At 68.9% G+C, this 16055-nt stretch carries 12 protein-coding genes; 1 reads left to right on the top strand and 11 read right to left on the bottom strand.

The genetic code is table 11. The annotated features are described in order from the left end of the window. The first annotated feature begins 2 nt into the window (after positions 1-2). Positions 3-374, top strand: a complete 372-nt coding sequence (locus AMOR_RS27410; protein ID WP_248356395.1) for a response regulator transcription factor — start codon at positions 3-5, stop codon at positions 372-374. Here AMOR_RS27410 and AMOR_RS27405 read toward each other — a convergent pair. From AMOR_RS27405 to nusG, 11 genes are all read right to left on the bottom strand, one after another. Then, the gene (locus tag AMOR_RS27405) at positions 371-835 is read right to left on the bottom strand and encodes a hypothetical protein (RefSeq protein WP_248356393.1); all 465 of its coding nucleotides are present in this window, start codon (positions 833-835) and stop codon (positions 371-373) included. The two genes, AMOR_RS27410 and AMOR_RS27405, sit on opposite strands and share 4 nt — an antisense overlap. Next, the gene (locus AMOR_RS27400) at positions 832-2139 is read right to left on the bottom strand and encodes a FliI/YscN family ATPase (RefSeq protein WP_318653839.1); all 1308 of its coding nucleotides are present in this window, start codon (positions 2137-2139) and stop codon (positions 832-834) included. The genes AMOR_RS27405 and AMOR_RS27400 overlap by 4 nt, the downstream gene beginning before the upstream one ends. Beyond that, positions 2136-2741: a FliH/SctL family protein gene (locus AMOR_RS27395; protein WP_248356391.1), complete on the bottom strand. Its 606-nt coding sequence runs from the start codon at positions 2739-2741 to the stop codon at positions 2136-2138. The genes AMOR_RS27400 and AMOR_RS27395 overlap by 4 nt, the downstream gene beginning before the upstream one ends. A 229-nt stretch (positions 2742-2970) precedes the next feature. Further along, a complete protein-coding gene (locus AMOR_RS27390; RefSeq protein ID WP_248356389.1) occupies positions 2971-3696 on the bottom strand; it encodes a sigma-70 family RNA polymerase sigma factor in 726 nt (241 codons plus the stop codon). Between the two features lie 428 nt (positions 3697-4124). Further along, a complete protein-coding gene (gene rpoC / locus AMOR_RS27385; RefSeq protein ID WP_248356383.1) occupies positions 4125-8309 on the bottom strand; it encodes a DNA-directed RNA polymerase subunit beta' in 4185 nt (1394 codons plus the stop codon). Between the two features lie 101 nt (positions 8310-8410). Then, positions 8411-12670: a DNA-directed RNA polymerase subunit beta gene (gene rpoB, locus AMOR_RS27380; protein ID WP_248356381.1), complete on the bottom strand. Its 4260-nt coding sequence runs from the start codon at positions 12668-12670 to the stop codon at positions 8411-8413. A gap of 219 nt (positions 12671-12889) precedes the next feature. After that, on the bottom strand, positions 12890-13267 hold the full coding sequence (gene rplL, locus AMOR_RS27375; RefSeq protein ID WP_248356379.1) for a 50S ribosomal protein L7/L12: 378 nt from the start codon (positions 13265-13267) through the stop codon (positions 12890-12892). 96 nt (positions 13268-13363) lie between these two features. Next, positions 13364-13888, bottom strand: a complete 525-nt coding sequence (rplJ, locus tag AMOR_RS27370; RefSeq protein WP_248356377.1) for a 50S ribosomal protein L10 — start codon at positions 13886-13888, stop codon at positions 13364-13366. Positions 13889-14157: 269 nt separating this feature from the next. Then, positions 14158-14859: a 50S ribosomal protein L1 gene (gene rplA, locus AMOR_RS27365; RefSeq protein WP_248356368.1), complete on the bottom strand. Its 702-nt coding sequence runs from the start codon at positions 14857-14859 to the stop codon at positions 14158-14160. A gap of 22 nt (positions 14860-14881) precedes the next feature. Beyond that, positions 14882-15328, bottom strand: a complete 447-nt coding sequence (rplK, locus tag AMOR_RS27360; protein WP_248356366.1) for a 50S ribosomal protein L11 — start codon at positions 15326-15328, stop codon at positions 14882-14884. A 98-nt stretch (positions 15329-15426) separates the two neighbouring features. Continuing rightward, complete coding sequence (nusG, locus tag AMOR_RS27355) at positions 15427-15966, bottom strand: transcription termination/antitermination protein NusG (RefSeq protein WP_248356346.1); 540 nt, start codon at positions 15964-15966, stop codon at positions 15427-15429. Between the last annotated feature and the right edge of the window lie 89 nt (positions 15967-16055).

Below are 16055 nucleotides of genomic sequence, written 5' to 3'. Positions count from 1 at the left end.
GCGTGGCGGGCGCGCGCGTGCTGCTCGTCGACGATGACGCCGACATCTGCCACTTCCTCGCGACGCTGCTCGAGCTCGAGGGCATGGAACCCGTGATCGCCGGGTCCGCCGAGGAGGCCCTGCCGGCGGTGGCCTCCGCCGCGGCGGTGCTGCTCGACGTGGCCATGCCACGGATCGACGGCCTCGAGCTCTGCCGCCGCATGCGCGCGAGCGGCTACACCGGCCCGATCCTCGTGGTCTCGGCGCGCCCGGGCGCGGAGCTCCCGGCGCGCGCGGCGGCGGCGGGGGCGAGCGGGTTCGTGAGGAAGCCGTTCGACAACGCCGAGCTCGTGGGGCGCCTGCAGGCGCTCATCGGCGCGACCGCGCCCGGCTAGGGCAGCGCGTCGCCCCCCGCCGCACGGTCGTCCTGGGCCGCCTCCTCCGCGCGCGCGCGGCACCTGCGCCGGGCCTCTTCCCACGCCGCGCGGCGCCGTTCGAGCAGCTCGACGGCGCGCTCCGCCGCGACGAAGGCGGCGCGCGCACGGGCCACGTCCGCGCCCGCGAGCGCGAGGCGCCGCTCCGCCTGATGGAGCTCGTCCTGGGCGCGCTGCTCCGCGACACGGAGCAGCGCGCCTCTTCGCCCCCGCGCCGCGAGCGCGCCCGCGGAGGCTCCGGGCTCGACGCGCCCGACCGCGGCCCGGGCCACCCGGCACTCGCCGAGCACGCTCGCGCGCGCGGCGCGCTCGACGGCCCGCGCCCGCTCCCGCTCGCACGCCGCGGCGAGCGCCGCGCCGGCCGCGTCCTCCTCCCGCACGCGCAGCGCGTGGAGCGCCTCGAGCGGCCACCTCGCGCTCACGCGACGAGCGCCTCGAGCCGGGCGACGGTCTCCTCGAGCGGCGTCGCCTCCCCGGCGCCCTGCCGCAGGAAGGCCTCGATGTGCGGGAGGCGCTCGAGGGCGGCGTCGGCCTCCGCGTCCCCGCCGGCGCGGTACGCGCCGAGCGCCACGAGATCCCGGACGCGCTCGTGCGCCGCGAGGAGCGCGCGGAGGCGCGCCGCCGCCGCGAGGTGTCCGGGAGCCGCCACGGCGGGCATCACGCGCGACACGCTCTGCAGCGGATCGACGGCGGGGAACCGCCCCGCCGCCGCGAGGCGGCGATCGAGCACGACGTGCCCGTCGAGGATCCCGCGCACCTCGTCGGCGATCGGCTCCTCCATGTCGCCGCCGGCGACGAGGACCGTGTACAGCGCGGTGATGCCCCCGCGCGCACGGTTCCCCGTCCGCTCGAGGAGGCGCGGCAACGCGGAGAACACCGACGCCGGGTAGCCCTGCCTGGCCGGTGGCTCACCGGCCGCGAGGCCGACCTCCCGGAGCGCGCGCGCGTAGCGCGTCACCGAGTCGAGCAGGAACAGCACGCTCCGCCCCTGGTCCGCGAGCCACTCCGCGACGGCCGTCGCGACGTGCGCCGCCCGGAGCCGCACCAGCGCCGGCGCGTCGCTCGTCGCGACCACCACCACGGACCGCGCGAGCCCCTCGGGGCCGAGCGCGCCCTCGACGAACTCCCGCACCTCGCGACCCCGCTCGCCGACGAGGCACACGACGCAGGCGTCGGCGCGCGCGCTCCGCGCGATCTGCGCGAGGAGCGACGACTTCCCGACTCCGGACCCCGCGAAGAGCCCGAGCCGCTGCCCCTCCCCCGCGGTGAGGAGCCCGTCGAGCACGCGGACCCCGAGGGACAGCGGCACCGCCACCGGGCGCCGCTCGAGCGGATCCGGCGCCGGCCGCTCCACGGGCCACTCCTCGAGGCCGGCGGGCAGCGGGCGGCCGTCGATGGGCCGCCCGAGGCCGTCCAGGATCCGCCCGAGGAGCGCCTCGCCGGCGCGGATCGCCAGGGGCGCGCCCGTGGGGACCACCTCGCTGTCGGAGCCCACGCCGACGGGCTCGCCGAGCGGCACGAGCACGGCGCGGTCCTCCCGGAGCCCGACCACCTCGGCGAGCAGCGGCGCGCGCCCGGGGCGCGCGATCTCCACCGCGTCGCCCGTCCGGACCCCGGCGACGGCCGCCTCGACGACCATCCCGGCGAGCCGCGTGACGCGACCCCTGAGCGGGAGCGGCTCGGCCGCAGCGAGCGCCGTTCGAAGCGGCCCGAGATCGAGCGTCACGATCCGACCTCCGCGAGCGCCCGCTCGAGCGCGGCGAGCTGGGCGGCGACGCGCCCGTCGAGCCGGCCGGCCTCGGTCTCGACCACGACGTCGCCCGGCGCGAGCGACGGATCCTCCCGCAGCGCGACCCCCGGCGCGCGAGCGAGCAGCGCGGAGAGGCGCGGCTCGGCCTCGCGCAGCCGCGGGACGTCCGCGGGGCTCGCCCGCAGCGTCACGACGGCGCGCTCGCGCGCGCCCTCGAGGGTTCGCGCCGCGACGTCGACGACGGCACCGGGCGCGGTCGCGAGCTCCCGGCCGAGGATGCGGCGCGCCACGTCGAGGGCGAGCGAGGCGACGTCCCGCGCGAGCGTCCCGAGCAGCCGGTCCCGCTCCGCCGCGGCCGCGGCGAGCAGCGCGGCCGCGCGCCCCCGCCCGGTCTCGTAGCCCTCCGTCTCCCCCGCGGCGCGCGCGCGTTCGCGCTCGACGGCGATCCCCTTCCGGATCTCGCTCGCCTCGTCCTGCGCGGCCTCGACGATCGCGCGCGCCCGAGCTGCCGCGTCCACGACGGCGCCGTCGATGCGCGCGGAATCCAGCGGGAGCCGCTGCTTCAGGATGATGGCCACGAGCCCTCCCCGATCGCCGGCGCGTCGCCGGCGGTCGCGGGGGTCTCCACTGCAAGAGCGCCGCCGGTCGTGGCGGGCGCCCGAACCACTCGAAAAGTCGGCGCTCCACGCGACGCCCGCGACCTCGCGATCCGCGCGAGCGACCGCGGATCGACCGGGTGCGGACGAAAGAAGGCCCGCCGCCGGAGGGCGACGGGCCTCGTTCCTGTCGGTGATGCCTCGACGCGCCCTAGGCGGCGTCGCGCTCCACCGGCTGCAGGTACCGGTGCAGGAACTGCTTCGTCTTGAGCTCGACCTGGCGGACGCGCTCGCGCGAGACGCCCCAGCGCTTCCCGATCTCCTCGAGCGTCCGAGGCTGATCCTGCTCGAGGCGGTTGTGCACGATGTCCCAGCCGAGCTCGCCGATGCGCTTGCGGACCTTGCCGAGCGCGTCCCGAACCTCACTGTCGCCCTCGCCGAGGAGGTAGGTATCCTCCGGGCCGGGGCCGTCGTCCTCGATGCGCTCGAGGTGGGTGGCGTCACCCTCCTCGTCGATGGCGCTGTCGAGCGAGAGGTCCGGCTGCGCGACGGTGCCGCTCTGCGGGCGCACCGTCGAGCGCGCCTCCTTCAAGTACTTCCCGATGTAGGCGCGGATCCACCACACCGCGTACGTCGAGAAGCGGGTTCCTGCGTGCGGGTCGAACTTCTCGACGGCGCGCATCAGGCCGACGTTGCCCTCCTGGATGAGGTCGTCCAGACGGACCGTGCCGCGGCGCTGCTTCCGCGCGATCGCCACCACGAACGCGAGATTGTGGCGAACGAGCTTCTGCTTCGCCCGGACCTCTCCCTTGCGAGCGCGGAGCGCGAGCGCGTGCTCGTCTTCGCGGCTGAGAGGTGGGAAGTCCCTGACCGCCTTCAGGTAGGGGGCCAGTTCCTCGAACTCCTTGCTGCTCCTCTGTGTGGTCGCAGTCCTCATTCCGATGCTCTCCACCTGATCTGCGTCACGACATCCCGGGTAGGTTACGTAACGTGAGTTTATAGAATACTGGACCCATCAAGTCAAGCATCGCACGGGAAGCACCGACCGACGAGAGTCTCCGGTACTAGCGGACCACCGAACCCAGCAAAGCGCCGAATGACGCCAATATGAACACGATGTTCCTCGCTGCAGTCCACGACCTGCCAGGCGCCAGCTTGCGCCCCGTCAAACCGCGAGATTTGCTGAACATCAAGCGCACGAACGCCCCATCGGGACTTGCCGCCGCACTGTGGCAGAACGCCCAAACAGCCGCTTACGCCTGTCAGATGCGAGCCCGCGGCAAAAAGTGAAAGGGCCCGGCCCCACCAGGGACCGGACCCTTCGTGAACGACCTGTTAACGGCGGGCTCGCCCGCTCGAGTCGCCCTACTCCTCGGCGCCGACCGCGAGGGCCTCCTCGGCCTCCTCCACGGCGTCGACCGGCGTCTCCACCTCGATGTCGAGGTGCTTGTAGTGCGGGAGGCCGGTGCCGGCGGGGATGAGCCGGCCCATGATGACGTTCTCCTTGAGGCCGCGGAGGTAGTCGACCTTGCCGCTGATGGCGGCCTCGGTGAGCACCTTCGTCGTCTCCTGGAACGAGGAAGCCGAGATGAAGGACTCGGTGGAGAGCGACGCCTTCGTGATGCCGAGGAGGAGCGGCTCACCCTGCGCCGGGCGGCCCCCGTCCTTCAGCACGCGCTCGTTCTCCTCCTCGAACACGAACTTCTCGACCTGCTCGTCCGCGAGGAAGTTGGTGTCGCCCACCTCGACGATCCGCACGCGCCGGAGCATCTGGCGGACGATCGTCTCGATGTGCTTGTCGTTGATCTTCACGCCCTGCAGCCGGTAGACCTCCTGCACCTCGTCCACCAGCCAGCGCGCGAGCTCCTTCTCCCCGAGCACGCGGAGGATGTCGTGCGGGTTGGCGGCGCCGTCCATCAGCGCCTCGCCCGCGCGCACCCGGTCGCCCGTGTGCACCGAGATGTGCTTGCCCTTGCCGATCAGGTACTCCTTCGCGAGATCCGGCCGGAGCTTGCCGTCCACCTCGGGGGTGATGACGACCTTGCGCTTGCCCTTCGTGTCCTTGCCGAAGGCGACCACGCCGTCGATCTCGGAGATGACCGCGTGCTCCTTGGGCTTGCGCGCCTCGAAGAGCTCGGCGACGCGGGGGAGACCACCGGTGATGTCCTTCGTCTTGGTGGTCTCTCGGGGCATCTTCGCGATGACGTCGCCGGCGTCGACCTCGTCGCCGTCGTTCACCACGAGGTTCGCGCCCTCGGGGAGCATGTAGCGGGCGTCCGCCTCGGAGTTGGCGAGCTTCCGCGTCTTGCCCTCGTCGTCCTTGATCGAGATGCGCGGGCGCGCGTCCGGATCCTTGGAGGCGATGACCGCCTTGCGGGCGAGGCCGGTGATCTCGTCGACCTGCTCGGAGATCGTCACGCCGTCGATGAGGTCGCCGTACTTCACGCGGCCGGCCACCTCGGTGATGATCGGCATCGAGTACGGATCCCACTCCGCGAGGAGGGCGTTCGTCTCGATCTTCTGGCCCTCGCGGACGAGGAGCTTGGCGCCGTACACCACGCCGTACCGCTCGCGCTCGCGCCCCTGCTCGTCGGTGACGATGACCTCGCCGTTCCGGTTCATGACGATGAGCGTGCCGTCCTTCTTCTTCGCCACGCTCACGTTGTGGAATTTCACGACGCCGGGGTTGCGGTTCTCGATCGTGGACTGCTCGGCGCGCCGGGACGCCGCGCCGCCGATGTGGAACGTCCGCATCGTGAGCTGCGTACCGGGCTCGCCGATCGACTGGGCGGCGATGACGCCGACCGCCTCGCCGATGTTCACCTTGCGGCCGCGCGCGAGATCGCGCCCGTAGCACTCGACGCAGATGCCGCGCCGCGCCTGGCAGGTGAGCACGGACCGGATCTTCACCTTGTCGATGCCGGCGTTCTCGATGAGCTTGACCTTGCTCTCATCGATCTCCTCGTTCGCCTTCACGAGCACGTTGCCCGAGAAGGTGTCGAGGATGTCGTCCAGCGCGACGCGGCCCAGGATGCGCTCGCCCATCGGCTCGATGATCTCGCCGCCCTCGACGAGCGCGCCGAGGGTGATGCCGTCCATCGCGCCGCAGTCGTACTCCGTGATGATGGCGTCCTGCGCCACGTCGACGAGGCGGCGGGTCAGGTAGCCGGAGTTCGCGGTCTTGAGCGCGGTGTCCGCGAGGCCCTTGCGGGCGCCGTGGGTCGAGATGAAGTACTGGAGGACGTTCAGACCCTCGCGGAAGTTCGCGGTGATCGGCGTCTCGATGATCTCGCCGGACGGCTTCGCCATGAGGCCGCGCATGCCGGCGAGCTGCCGGATCTGCTGCGCGGAGCCGCGGGCGCCCGAGTCGGCCATGATGTAGATCGGGTTGAACGACGGCTGCTTGCGCTCCTCGCGCTTGCCGTCCTTCCCGGGCCCGATCGCGGTCTCGGTCCCGATCTCCGCCATCATCTCCTGGGCGACCTCCTCGGTGACCTGCGCCCAGATGTCGATGACCTTGTTGTACCGCTCACCGATGGTGATGAGACCCTCGGTGTACTGGGTCTGGATGTCGTCGACCTCGCGGGTGGCGCGCTCGAGGAGCTCCTGCTTCTTCTTCGGGATCACCATGGCCTCGAGGGCGATGGAGATGCCGGCCTTGGTGGCGTTGCCGTACCCCATCGACCGCACGCGGTCGGCGAGGAGGACGGTCTCCTTCTCGCCGCAGAGGCGGTAGGTGAGGTCGATGAGGCCCTGGAGCTGCTTCTTGTCCATCACCTTGTTGACGGACTCGAACGAGAGCCGCTTCGGGACGATGTCGAAGAGCAGGACGCGGCCGACGGTGGTCTCGACCCGCTTGCCGTCCATGCGGACCCAGACCTTGGCCTGGAGCTCGACCTCGCCCTGGTCGTACGCCGCCCGGACCTCCTCCGGGCTCGCGAAGACCTTGCCCTCGCCGCGGGCGAACGCGCGCTCGCGGGTCATGTAGTAGATGCCGAGGACGATGTCCTGCGACGGCACGATGATCGGCTTGCCGTGCGCGGGGGACAGGATGTTGTTCGTGCTCATCATGAGCACGCGGGCCTCCATCTGAGCCTCGATGGAGAGCGGCACGTGGACCGCCATCTGGTCGCCGTCGAAGTCGGCGTTGAAGGCGGTGCAGACGAGCGGGTGGAGCTGGATCGCCTTGCCCTCGATGAGGACCGGCTCGAACGCCTGGATGCCGAGGCGGTGGAGCGTCGGGGCGCGGTTCAGGAGCACCGGGTGCTCGCGGATCACGTCGTCGAGGATGTCCCAGACCTCGGGACGCTCCTTCTCCACCATCTTCTTCGCGCTCTTGATGGTGGTGACGTACCCCTTCTCCTCGAGCTTGTTGTAGATGAACGGCTTGAAGAGCTCGAGCGCCATGATCTTCGGCAGGCCGCACTGGTGCAGCTTGAGCTCCGGGCCGACCACGATGACCGAGCGGCCCGAGTAGTCGACGCGCTTGCCGAGCAGGTTCTGGCGGAAGCGGCCCTGCTTGCCCTTCAGCATGTCGCTGAGGGACTTGAGCGGGCGCTTGTTGGGACCGGTGATGGTCTTGCCGCGGCGGCCGTTGTCGAACAGGGCGTCGACGGCCTCCTGCAGCATCCGCTTCTCGTTGCGGATGATGATGTCCGGGGCGTTCAGCTCCTGGAGCCGCTTCAGGCGGTTGTTGCGGTTGATGACGCGCCGGTAGAGGTCGTTCAGGTCGGACGTCGCGAACCGGCCGCCGTCGAGGGGCACGAGGGGGCGGAGGTCCGGCGGGATGACCGGGATGACCTCGAGCATCATCCAGTCCGGCTTGTTCCCGGACACGACGAACGCCTCGCACACCTTGAGGCGCTTCGCGATCTTCTTCCGCTTGGCGTCGCTCGTCGCCTCCTTCATCTCGGCGCGGAGCTCGTTCGCGAGGCCGTGGACGCCCTCGCCGTGCTTCTTGTCGACGGGCCCGACGCGCTTCAGGAGCTCGAGGACGGCCTCGCCGCCCATGCCGGCGGAGAACGCCTCGTCACCGAACTCGTCGAGCGCCTTCTGGTAGCGGTCCTCGGAGAGGAGCTCGCCCTTCTGGAAGGTGGTCTGCTTCGGGTCGATGACGATGTACGACTCGCAGTAGAGGACCTTCTCGAGGTCCTTGAGCGTGATGTCGAGCAGGTTGCCGATGCGGCTCGGCAGCGACTTCAGGAACCAGATGTGCGCGACGGGCGTCGCGAGGGTGATGTGGCCGAGCCGCTCGCGGCGGACCTTCGACTGGATCACCTCGACGCCGCACTTCTCGCAGACCACGCCCCGGTGCTTCATGCGCTTGTACTTGCCGCAGTTGCACTCGTAGTCCTTCACCGGGCCGAAGATCTTCGCGCAGAAGAGGCCGTCGCGCTCCGGCTTGAACGTCCGGTAGTTGATGGTCTCCGGCTTCTTCACCTCGCCGTGCGACCACTGGCGAATCTTGTCCGGGCTCGCGAGCGAGATCCGGATGGCCGAGAACGAGAGCGGGTCCTTCGGCTTCTCGAAGAAATTGAAGATGTCCTTCACGTCGACTCCCTGGCGAACTCTGGAAATGCTTTCGAAGACCAGGCGCCCTCCCCCGCCGCTTCACGCGGCGAGGGGGGCGCGACCGAGGCCGCTCCGCGGGGCTACGCGGTGTTCTTCTCCGCCGCCGCGCCGCGCGGCGCCCCGAGCGGGCCGCCCAGCTCGCCCTCCGACGCCTCGCGGGCCGCCTTGGCCTCCGGCGACTCGAGCAGCTCCACGTCGAGCGCGAGGCTCTGGAGCTCCTTGATGAGGACGTTGAACGACTCGGGGAGGCCGGACTCCAGCGTGTTCTCGCCCTTGACGATCGCCTCGTACATGCGGGTGCGGCCGACCACGTCGTCGGACTTCACCGTGAGGAACTCCTGGAGCGAGTAGGCGGCGCCGTACGCCTCCATCGCCCAGACCTCCATCTCTCCGAGCCGCTGCCCGCCGAACTGCGCCTTGCCGCCGAGGGGCTGCTGCGTGACGAGCGAGTACGGCCCGATGGAGCGGGCGTGGATCTTCTCGTCCACGAGGTGATGCAGCTTCAGCATGTACATGACGCCGACGGTGACGTCCTGGTCGAACGGCTCGCCCGTGCGGCCGTCGAAGAGGATCGACTGCATCGTCGCCGAGCCCTCGTCGAGGAGCTCCTTCATCTCGTTCTCGCGGGCGCCGTCGAAGACGGGCGTCGCGACGTGCATGCCGCGCTGGAGCTTCTGCGCGAGCTTCGGCAGCTCCTTCTCGGGCACGTCGTCGATGAGCTGGACGAGCTTCTCGTTGCCGCCCTGCCCGTCCTCGCCGCTGAAGACCGCCTTGAGCTTCTTCCGCAGCTGGTCGGGGCCGTAGTTCTTCTCGATCATCTCCTGCAGGCGGATGCCGACGTTCTTCGCGGCCCACCCGAGGTGCGTCTCGAGGATCTGCCCGACGTTCATGCGCGACGGGACGCCGAGCGGGTTCAGCACGATGTCCACCGGCGTGCCGTCCTCGAGGTAGGGCAGGTCCTCCTCGGGGAGCACGCGGGAGACGACGCCCTTGTTGCCGTGGCGGCCGGCCATCTTGTCGCCGACGGCGAGCTTGCGCTTGATGGCGACGTACACCTTCACCATCTTGATGACGCCCGGCGGCAGCTCGTCGCCCTTCTTCAGGCGGCCGATCTTCTCGCCGAAGAGGAGCTTCACGAGCTCCTTCTGCTCCTCGAAGTTCTCGACGATCTTCCGGACGAGGTCCTGCACGTCGCCGGTGACGGTGATCTCGCCCCAGTACCGCTGCGGAACCGTGTCGAGGAGCGCGTCGTCGAGGACGTCGCCCTTCTTGAGGAGCTGGTTGCCCTTGTCGTCGACGAGGCGGCCGGTGACCTCCTTGCCGACGAGCAGGCGGCGGATCTTCTCGAACGCCGAGTCCTGGATGATCTTGATCTCGTCGTTCTGATCCTTGAGGAGCTTGGCCTCCTCGGCCTCCTCGATCGCCTTCGCGCGCTCGTCCTTGTCGACGCCCTTGCGGCTGAAGACCTTGGCGTTGATCACGGTGCCGGAGACGCCCGGCGGGACGCGCAGCGAGCTGTCGCGGACGTCGCCCGCCTTCTCGCCGAAGATGGCGCGGAGGAGCTTCTCCTCGGGGGAGAGCTGGGTCTCGCCCTTCGGGGTGATCTTGCCGACGAGGATGTCGCCCGGCTTCACCTCGGCGCCGATCCGGATGATGCCCGACTCGTCGAGGTCCTTCAGGGCCTCCTCGCCGACGTTCGGGATGTCCCGGGTGATCTCCTCCTTGCCGAGCTTCGTGTCACGCGCGACGCACTCGAACTCCTCGATGTGCACCGACGTGAAGATGTCCTCCTTGAGGAAGCGCTCGGAGAGGAGGATCGAGTCCTCGAAGTTGTAGCCCTGCCACGGCATGAACGCGACGACGACGTTCTGGCCGAGCGCGAGCTCGCCCATCTCGGTCGCCGGCCCGTCGCCGATGACGTCGCCCTTCTTCACCCGCTCGCCCGGCTTCACGATGGGCTTCTGGTTGATGCAGGTGTTCTGGTTCGACCGCTGGTACTTGATGAGGTTGTAGATGTCGACCTCGTTGGCGACGTCGGTCGTCGAGGTCGCCACGTCGGCCTTCACCACGATGCGCGAGGCGTCCACGGACTGGACGACGCCGTCGCGCTTCGCCACCACCGTCACGCCGGAGTCGCGGGCGACGATGCCCTCGATGCCGGTGCCGACGAGCGGCGCCTGGGTGCGGAGGAGCGGCACCGCCTGGCGCTGCATGTTCGAGCCCATGAGGGCGCGGTTCGCGTCGTCGTTCTCGAGGAACGGCACGAGCGAGGCGGCCACGGACACGAGCTGGTTCGGGCTCACGTCCATGAGGTCGACCTCCTCGGGCTTCGCGAGGATGTACTCGCCCTCCTTGCGGCAGGAGACGTTCGTCCCGGTGAAGTTGCCCTTGCGGTCCACGGGCGCGTTCGCCTGCGCGATGATGTGCTTCTCCTCCTCGAGCGCGGAGTAGAAGCTCACCTCGTCGGTCACCCGGCCCTTCTCGACCTTCCGGTACGGCGTCTCGACGAAGCCGTACTCGTTGACGCGGGCGTAGGTCGAGAGCGACGCGATGAGGCCGATGTTCGGGCCTTCCGGCGTCTCGATCGGGCAGATGCGGCCGTAGTGCGTGGAGTGGACGTCGCGCACCTCGAAGCCGGCGCGCTCGCGGGTGAGGCCGCCCGGCCCGAGGGCCGAGAGGCGGCGCTTGTGGGTCACCTCGGACAGCGGGTTCGTCTGGTCCATGAACTGCGACAGCTGGCTGGACCCGAAGAACTCCTTGATGACCGCGGTGACCGGCTTCGCGTTGATGAGATCGTGCGGCATGAGCGTCTCGATCTCCTGGAGGCTCATGCGCTCCTTGATCGCGCGCTCCATGCGAACGAGGCCGATGCGGTACTGGTTCTCGAGCAGCTCGCCCACCGCGCGGACGCGGCGGTTGCCGAGGTGGTCGATGTCGTCGACGTCCTTGTTCGGCGAGCCGTTCTTGAGGTCGATGAGGAAGCGGACGACCTCGAGCACGTCGCGCTTGGTGAGCACGGTGTTCTCGAGCGGCTCCTCGATCCCGAACTTGTAGTTGAGCTTCAGCCGGCCGACCTTCGAGAGGTCGTAGCGCTCGGCGTTGAAGAACAGGTTGACGAACAGGTTCGTCGCGGTCTCCGGCGTCGGCGGATCACCGGGGCGGAGGCGGCGGTAGATCTCCATGATCGCCTCTTCGGGCGTGGAGATCTTGTCCTGCATGAGCGTGTCGCGGAGCGACGGCAGGACGTTCAGGTTGTCGATGAAGAGGACCCGGAACTCGTTGATGTTCCGCTTGCGGAGCTCCTCGATCTTCGCCTCGGTGACCTCCTCGTTGACCTCCAGGAGGACCTCGCCCGTCTCCTCGTCGACCACGTCCTCGGCGGAGATCTTGGTGTAGACCTCCTCCGGCTCGACGGGGAGCGACTTCATCTTCGCGGCGACGAGCTTCTTGATCGCGCTCTCGGTGTACTTCCGGTTCTTCTTGACGATGATCTCGTTCGACTTCGGATCCCGGATGTCGCGCGTCGCGCGCTGGCCCTTGAGGAGCTCGGGGTTCAGGTCCTTCTCGAACTTGCCCTTGCCCTCGACCCGGATCGTCTCCGTGTCGTAGTAGTACTTGAGGATCTCCTCGGCGGAGCCCTTGAAGTCCACCGGGTCCTTCTTCGCCGTGTCCGGCGTCGCGCCGAGCGCGCGCAGGAGCACCGTGGCCGGGAGCTTCCGCCGCCGGTCGATGCGGACGTAGAGGATGTCCTTGTGGTCGAACTCGAAGTCGATCCAGGACCCCCGGTACGGGATGATCCGGGCGTTGAAGAGCAGCTTGCCGGACGAGTGGCTCTTCCCCTTGTCGTGGTCGAAGAACGCGCCCGGGGAGCGGTGGAGCTGCGAGACGACGACGCGCTCCGTCCCGTTGATGATGAAGGTCCCGTTCTCCGTCATGAGCGGGATCTCGCCGAAGTAGACCTCCTGCTCCTTGACGTCGCGGATCGACTGCGCGCCGGTCTCCTCGTCCTTGTCCCAGACGACCAGGCGGACGACGACCTTGATCGGCGCGGAGTACGTCATCCCGCGCTGATGGCACTCGTCGACGTCGTACTTGGGCTTCTCGAGGTGGTAGCTGACGAACTCGAGGCTGGACGTCTCGTTGAAGTCCTTGATGGGGAAGACGGACTTGAAGACGCCCTGCAGGCCGGTGTCGTCCCGCTTCTCGGGCGGGACGTCGGCCTGCAGGAACTTGTCGTACGAGCTTTTCTGAATGGCGATGAGGTTGGGGATCTCGGCGATCTTGTTGATCTTCCCGAAGTTGCGCCGGATTCGGAAGTTGTTCTGGATCGTCGTCGCCATCTTGGTTCGGTCCTCTTTCCCCACGAGACCCGCACAAAAGGGTCTAGCCAGCCTGGCGGCCGGCTATCCAACGTCGCTCCGGCGAAGAGCCGGAATGCCCGGAATCAGTGAAGGGATGGGGGTTCTTAACCGCTTCCCCCTCGCCCGTCAAAGAATCCAACCTGGGATACGGCGGGGCGGCTTGCAACCCCGCCCCGCCGTGCCCAGACAGCGCCCTGGTTACTTGATCTCGACCTTGGCGCCCGCGCCCTCGAGCTTCTTCTTGAGCTCGTCGGCCTCCGCCTTGGCCACGCCCGCCTTGACCTCCTTGGGGGCGCCCTCGACGAGATCCTTGGCCTCCTTCAGGCCGAGGCCGGTGATCGCGCGGACCTCCTTGATCACGTTGATCTTGTTCGCGCCGGCGTCCGCGAGGACGACCGTGAACTCGGTCTTCTCCTCGGCGGGGGCGGCGGCGGCGGCGCCACCACCGGCGGCCATCATCACCGGCGCGGCGGCGGCGGAGACGCCCCACTTCTCCTCGAGCTTCTTCACGAGCTCGGCGGCCTCCATGACGCTGAGGCCCGACAGCTGATCGACGATCGTGTTGAGATCGGCCATGTCCTTCTTCCTTCTCTTTCTCGGGGGCGCCTCTCCGGCGCCCCACTAGCGTTCGAGCCCGCGCGGTCTCCCGCGCGGGCGGGTTTCACGTACCGTCTACTTCTGGGTCTCGAGCTGCTCGCGCCGCGCGCCGAGCACCCGGGCGAGCTGCTGCCCGGGGGTCCCGATCATGCGAACGAGCTTGGTCGCAGGCTGCGCGATCATCGCCGCGATCTGGCCGCGGAGCTCCTGGAGGCCCGGCAGCTTCGCGAGGGCCTGCACCCCCTTCGCGTCGATGACCTTGCCCTCCACCACCGCGGTGCGGATCGCGAAGTTCTCGCGGTCCTTCATGAAGTCCACGAGGAGCTTCGCCGGGGTGACCACGTCGTCGTAGGACATCACGATCGCCGTCGGCCCCACGAACTTCTCCGCGAGCGGCTCCAGCGTCGTGCCCTTGGCGGCGCGCGCTGCGAGGGTGTTCTTGACGACGCGGTACTCCACCTTCGAGTCGCGGAGCTTCTTGCGGAGCTCCGTGACCGTCGCGACGTCGAGGCCCTTGGGCTCCGCGACGATGGCCGCCTTCGCCTTCGCCATCTTCTCGTGGAGCTCGCCGATGACCTGCTCTTTTTCCGTCCGGTTCAAGTCGAATCACCGCCTTTCCGACCGCCGGCGCCGTGTTCCGCCGGCGGCGTGCTCGGGTCTCGGACCGGACGTCCGGTACGAAAACCCCCTGGCCAAGCAGGGGACGCTGCGCGAAGCGGCGTTCCCGTCTCGGCGGGTCGGGGCCTTCCGGCTCCGCTTGGCCACCCGTCGCTCCGAACTCCCCTCGCACCGGAGCGACCGGCGGGCCCGCTGTCTTGGACCAGAAACCCCGGCGGCGTCATTGCCGCCGGGAACCTTCCGAACCGTGCTTACGCGTGGTGCGCGGCGAGCTCGGCGAGGTCGACCTTGATGCCAGGCCCCATCGTCGTGCTCACGGTGACGTTCTTGACGTAGACGCCCTTCGCGGTCTGCGGCTTCGCCTTGTAGATGATCTCCATGATCGCGTTGAAGTTCGCCTTGAGCTTCTCCGGATCGAAGGAGGCCTTCCCGAACGGCACGTGGACGATGCCCGCCTTCTCGACGCGGAACTCGACCTTGCCGGCCTTCTGCTCCTTGATCGCCTTGGCGAGATCCATCGTGACCGTGCCGATCTTCGGGTTCGGCATGAGGCCGCGGGGGCCGAGGACCTTACCGAGGCGGCCGACGACGCCCATCATGTCGGGGGTCGCGATCACCTTGTCGAAGTCCATGAAGCCGCCCTGGATCTTCTCGGCGAGATCCTCCGCGCCGATGATGTCCGCGCCGGCGGCCTCGGCCTCCTTGGCCTTGTCGCCCTTCGCGAACACCGCGAGCTTCACGGCCTTGCCCATGCCGTGCGGCAGCACGACGGCGCCGCGCACCACCTGGTCGGCGTGCTTGGGGTCGACGCCGAGGTTGATCGCGGCGTCCACCGTCTCGTCGAACTTCTTCGTCGCGGTCTGCTTCACGAGGCCCATCGCCTCGTCGATCTTGTAGCGCTTGGCCCGATCGACCTTCGCCGCAGCCGCCTTGAACTTCTTCCCGATAGCCATGTTCGTTCTCCTCTGGCGGCGGCTAGCCGACGACGTCGATGCCCATGGACAGCGCGGTGCCCTCGATGGTCCGCATCGCGGCCTCGACGCTGCCCGCAGTCATGTCCTGCATCTTCATCTTCGCGATCTGCTCGACCTGCTTGCGCGTGACCTGCCCGACCTTCTCCTTGCCGGGCTTGTGCGCGCCGGAGCCCTTCTTCTTCTCCGTGTGGAGGCCGGCCGCCTTCTTCAGGAGGATCGCCGCAGGCGGGGTCTTGAGCTGGAAGGTGAAGGACCGGTCCTGATAGACGGTGATGATGACCGGGATGATGAGCGCTTCCTTCGCCTGAGCCTGCGTCGCGGCGTTGAACTGCTTGCAGAACTCCATGATGTTCACGCCGTGCTGGCCGAGCGCCGGGCCCACGGGCGGGGCCGGGTTCGCCTTGCCGGCGGGAAGCTGGAGCTTGATCTGTCCGGTGATCTTCTTCATCGCTGCTCCTCCGGTCGCGCCCGCCGGACTCCTTCGCCCGGCGCCCGCTCCCGCGTGGTTTCACGGACCGTTGACGCGGCCCTCCCACGTGTTGACTGCTACGTCTTCTCGACCTGCATGAAGTCGAGCTCGACCGGCGTGGCGCGGCCGAAGATCGACACGAGGACGCGGACCTTGCCCTTGTCGGGCTTGACCTCCTCCACCGTGCCGTTGAAGTTCGAGAACGGGCCGTCGATGACCCGCACCGCGTCCCCCTCCTCGAACTGGACCTTGGGCTTCGGCTTGAGCGAGCCCTCGGAGATCTGAGTCGTGAGGCGCTGCACCTCGGCGTCCGAGACGGCGGGCACCTGCTCCGGCGTCTTGGCGTTCCCGACGAAGCCGGTCACCTTGGGCGTCCCCTTCACGAGGTGCCAGGTGTCGAGCGTCATCTCCATGTTCACCAGGACGTAGCCGGGGAAGAACTTCCGCTTCGACGTCTTCTTCTCCCCCTTCACCATCTCCTGGACGACTTCCATCGGGATGAGGACCTCTCCGAACCGGTCCTCCAGCGCGTGCTGGCGCACCCGCTCCTCGAGCGACTTCTTCACCTTGTTCTCGAAGCCCGAGTAGGTGTGGACGACGTACCACTTCTTCGCCATGACTTCTCCGTTTCGTCGCCGCCGCACGCCTGCCGGAAAAACGCCGACGGAGCCGATCGGGCGGCCCCTCGCCGCCGCGGCTCCGCTCG

This window comes from Anaeromyxobacter oryzae, assembly GCF_023169945.1.
Taxonomy (GTDB): domain Bacteria; phylum Myxococcota; class Myxococcia; order Myxococcales; family Anaeromyxobacteraceae; genus Anaeromyxobacter; species Anaeromyxobacter oryzae.
Note: the sequence above shows the minus strand (reverse complement) of the source record. Positions and strands in the feature narration are given on the sequence as shown.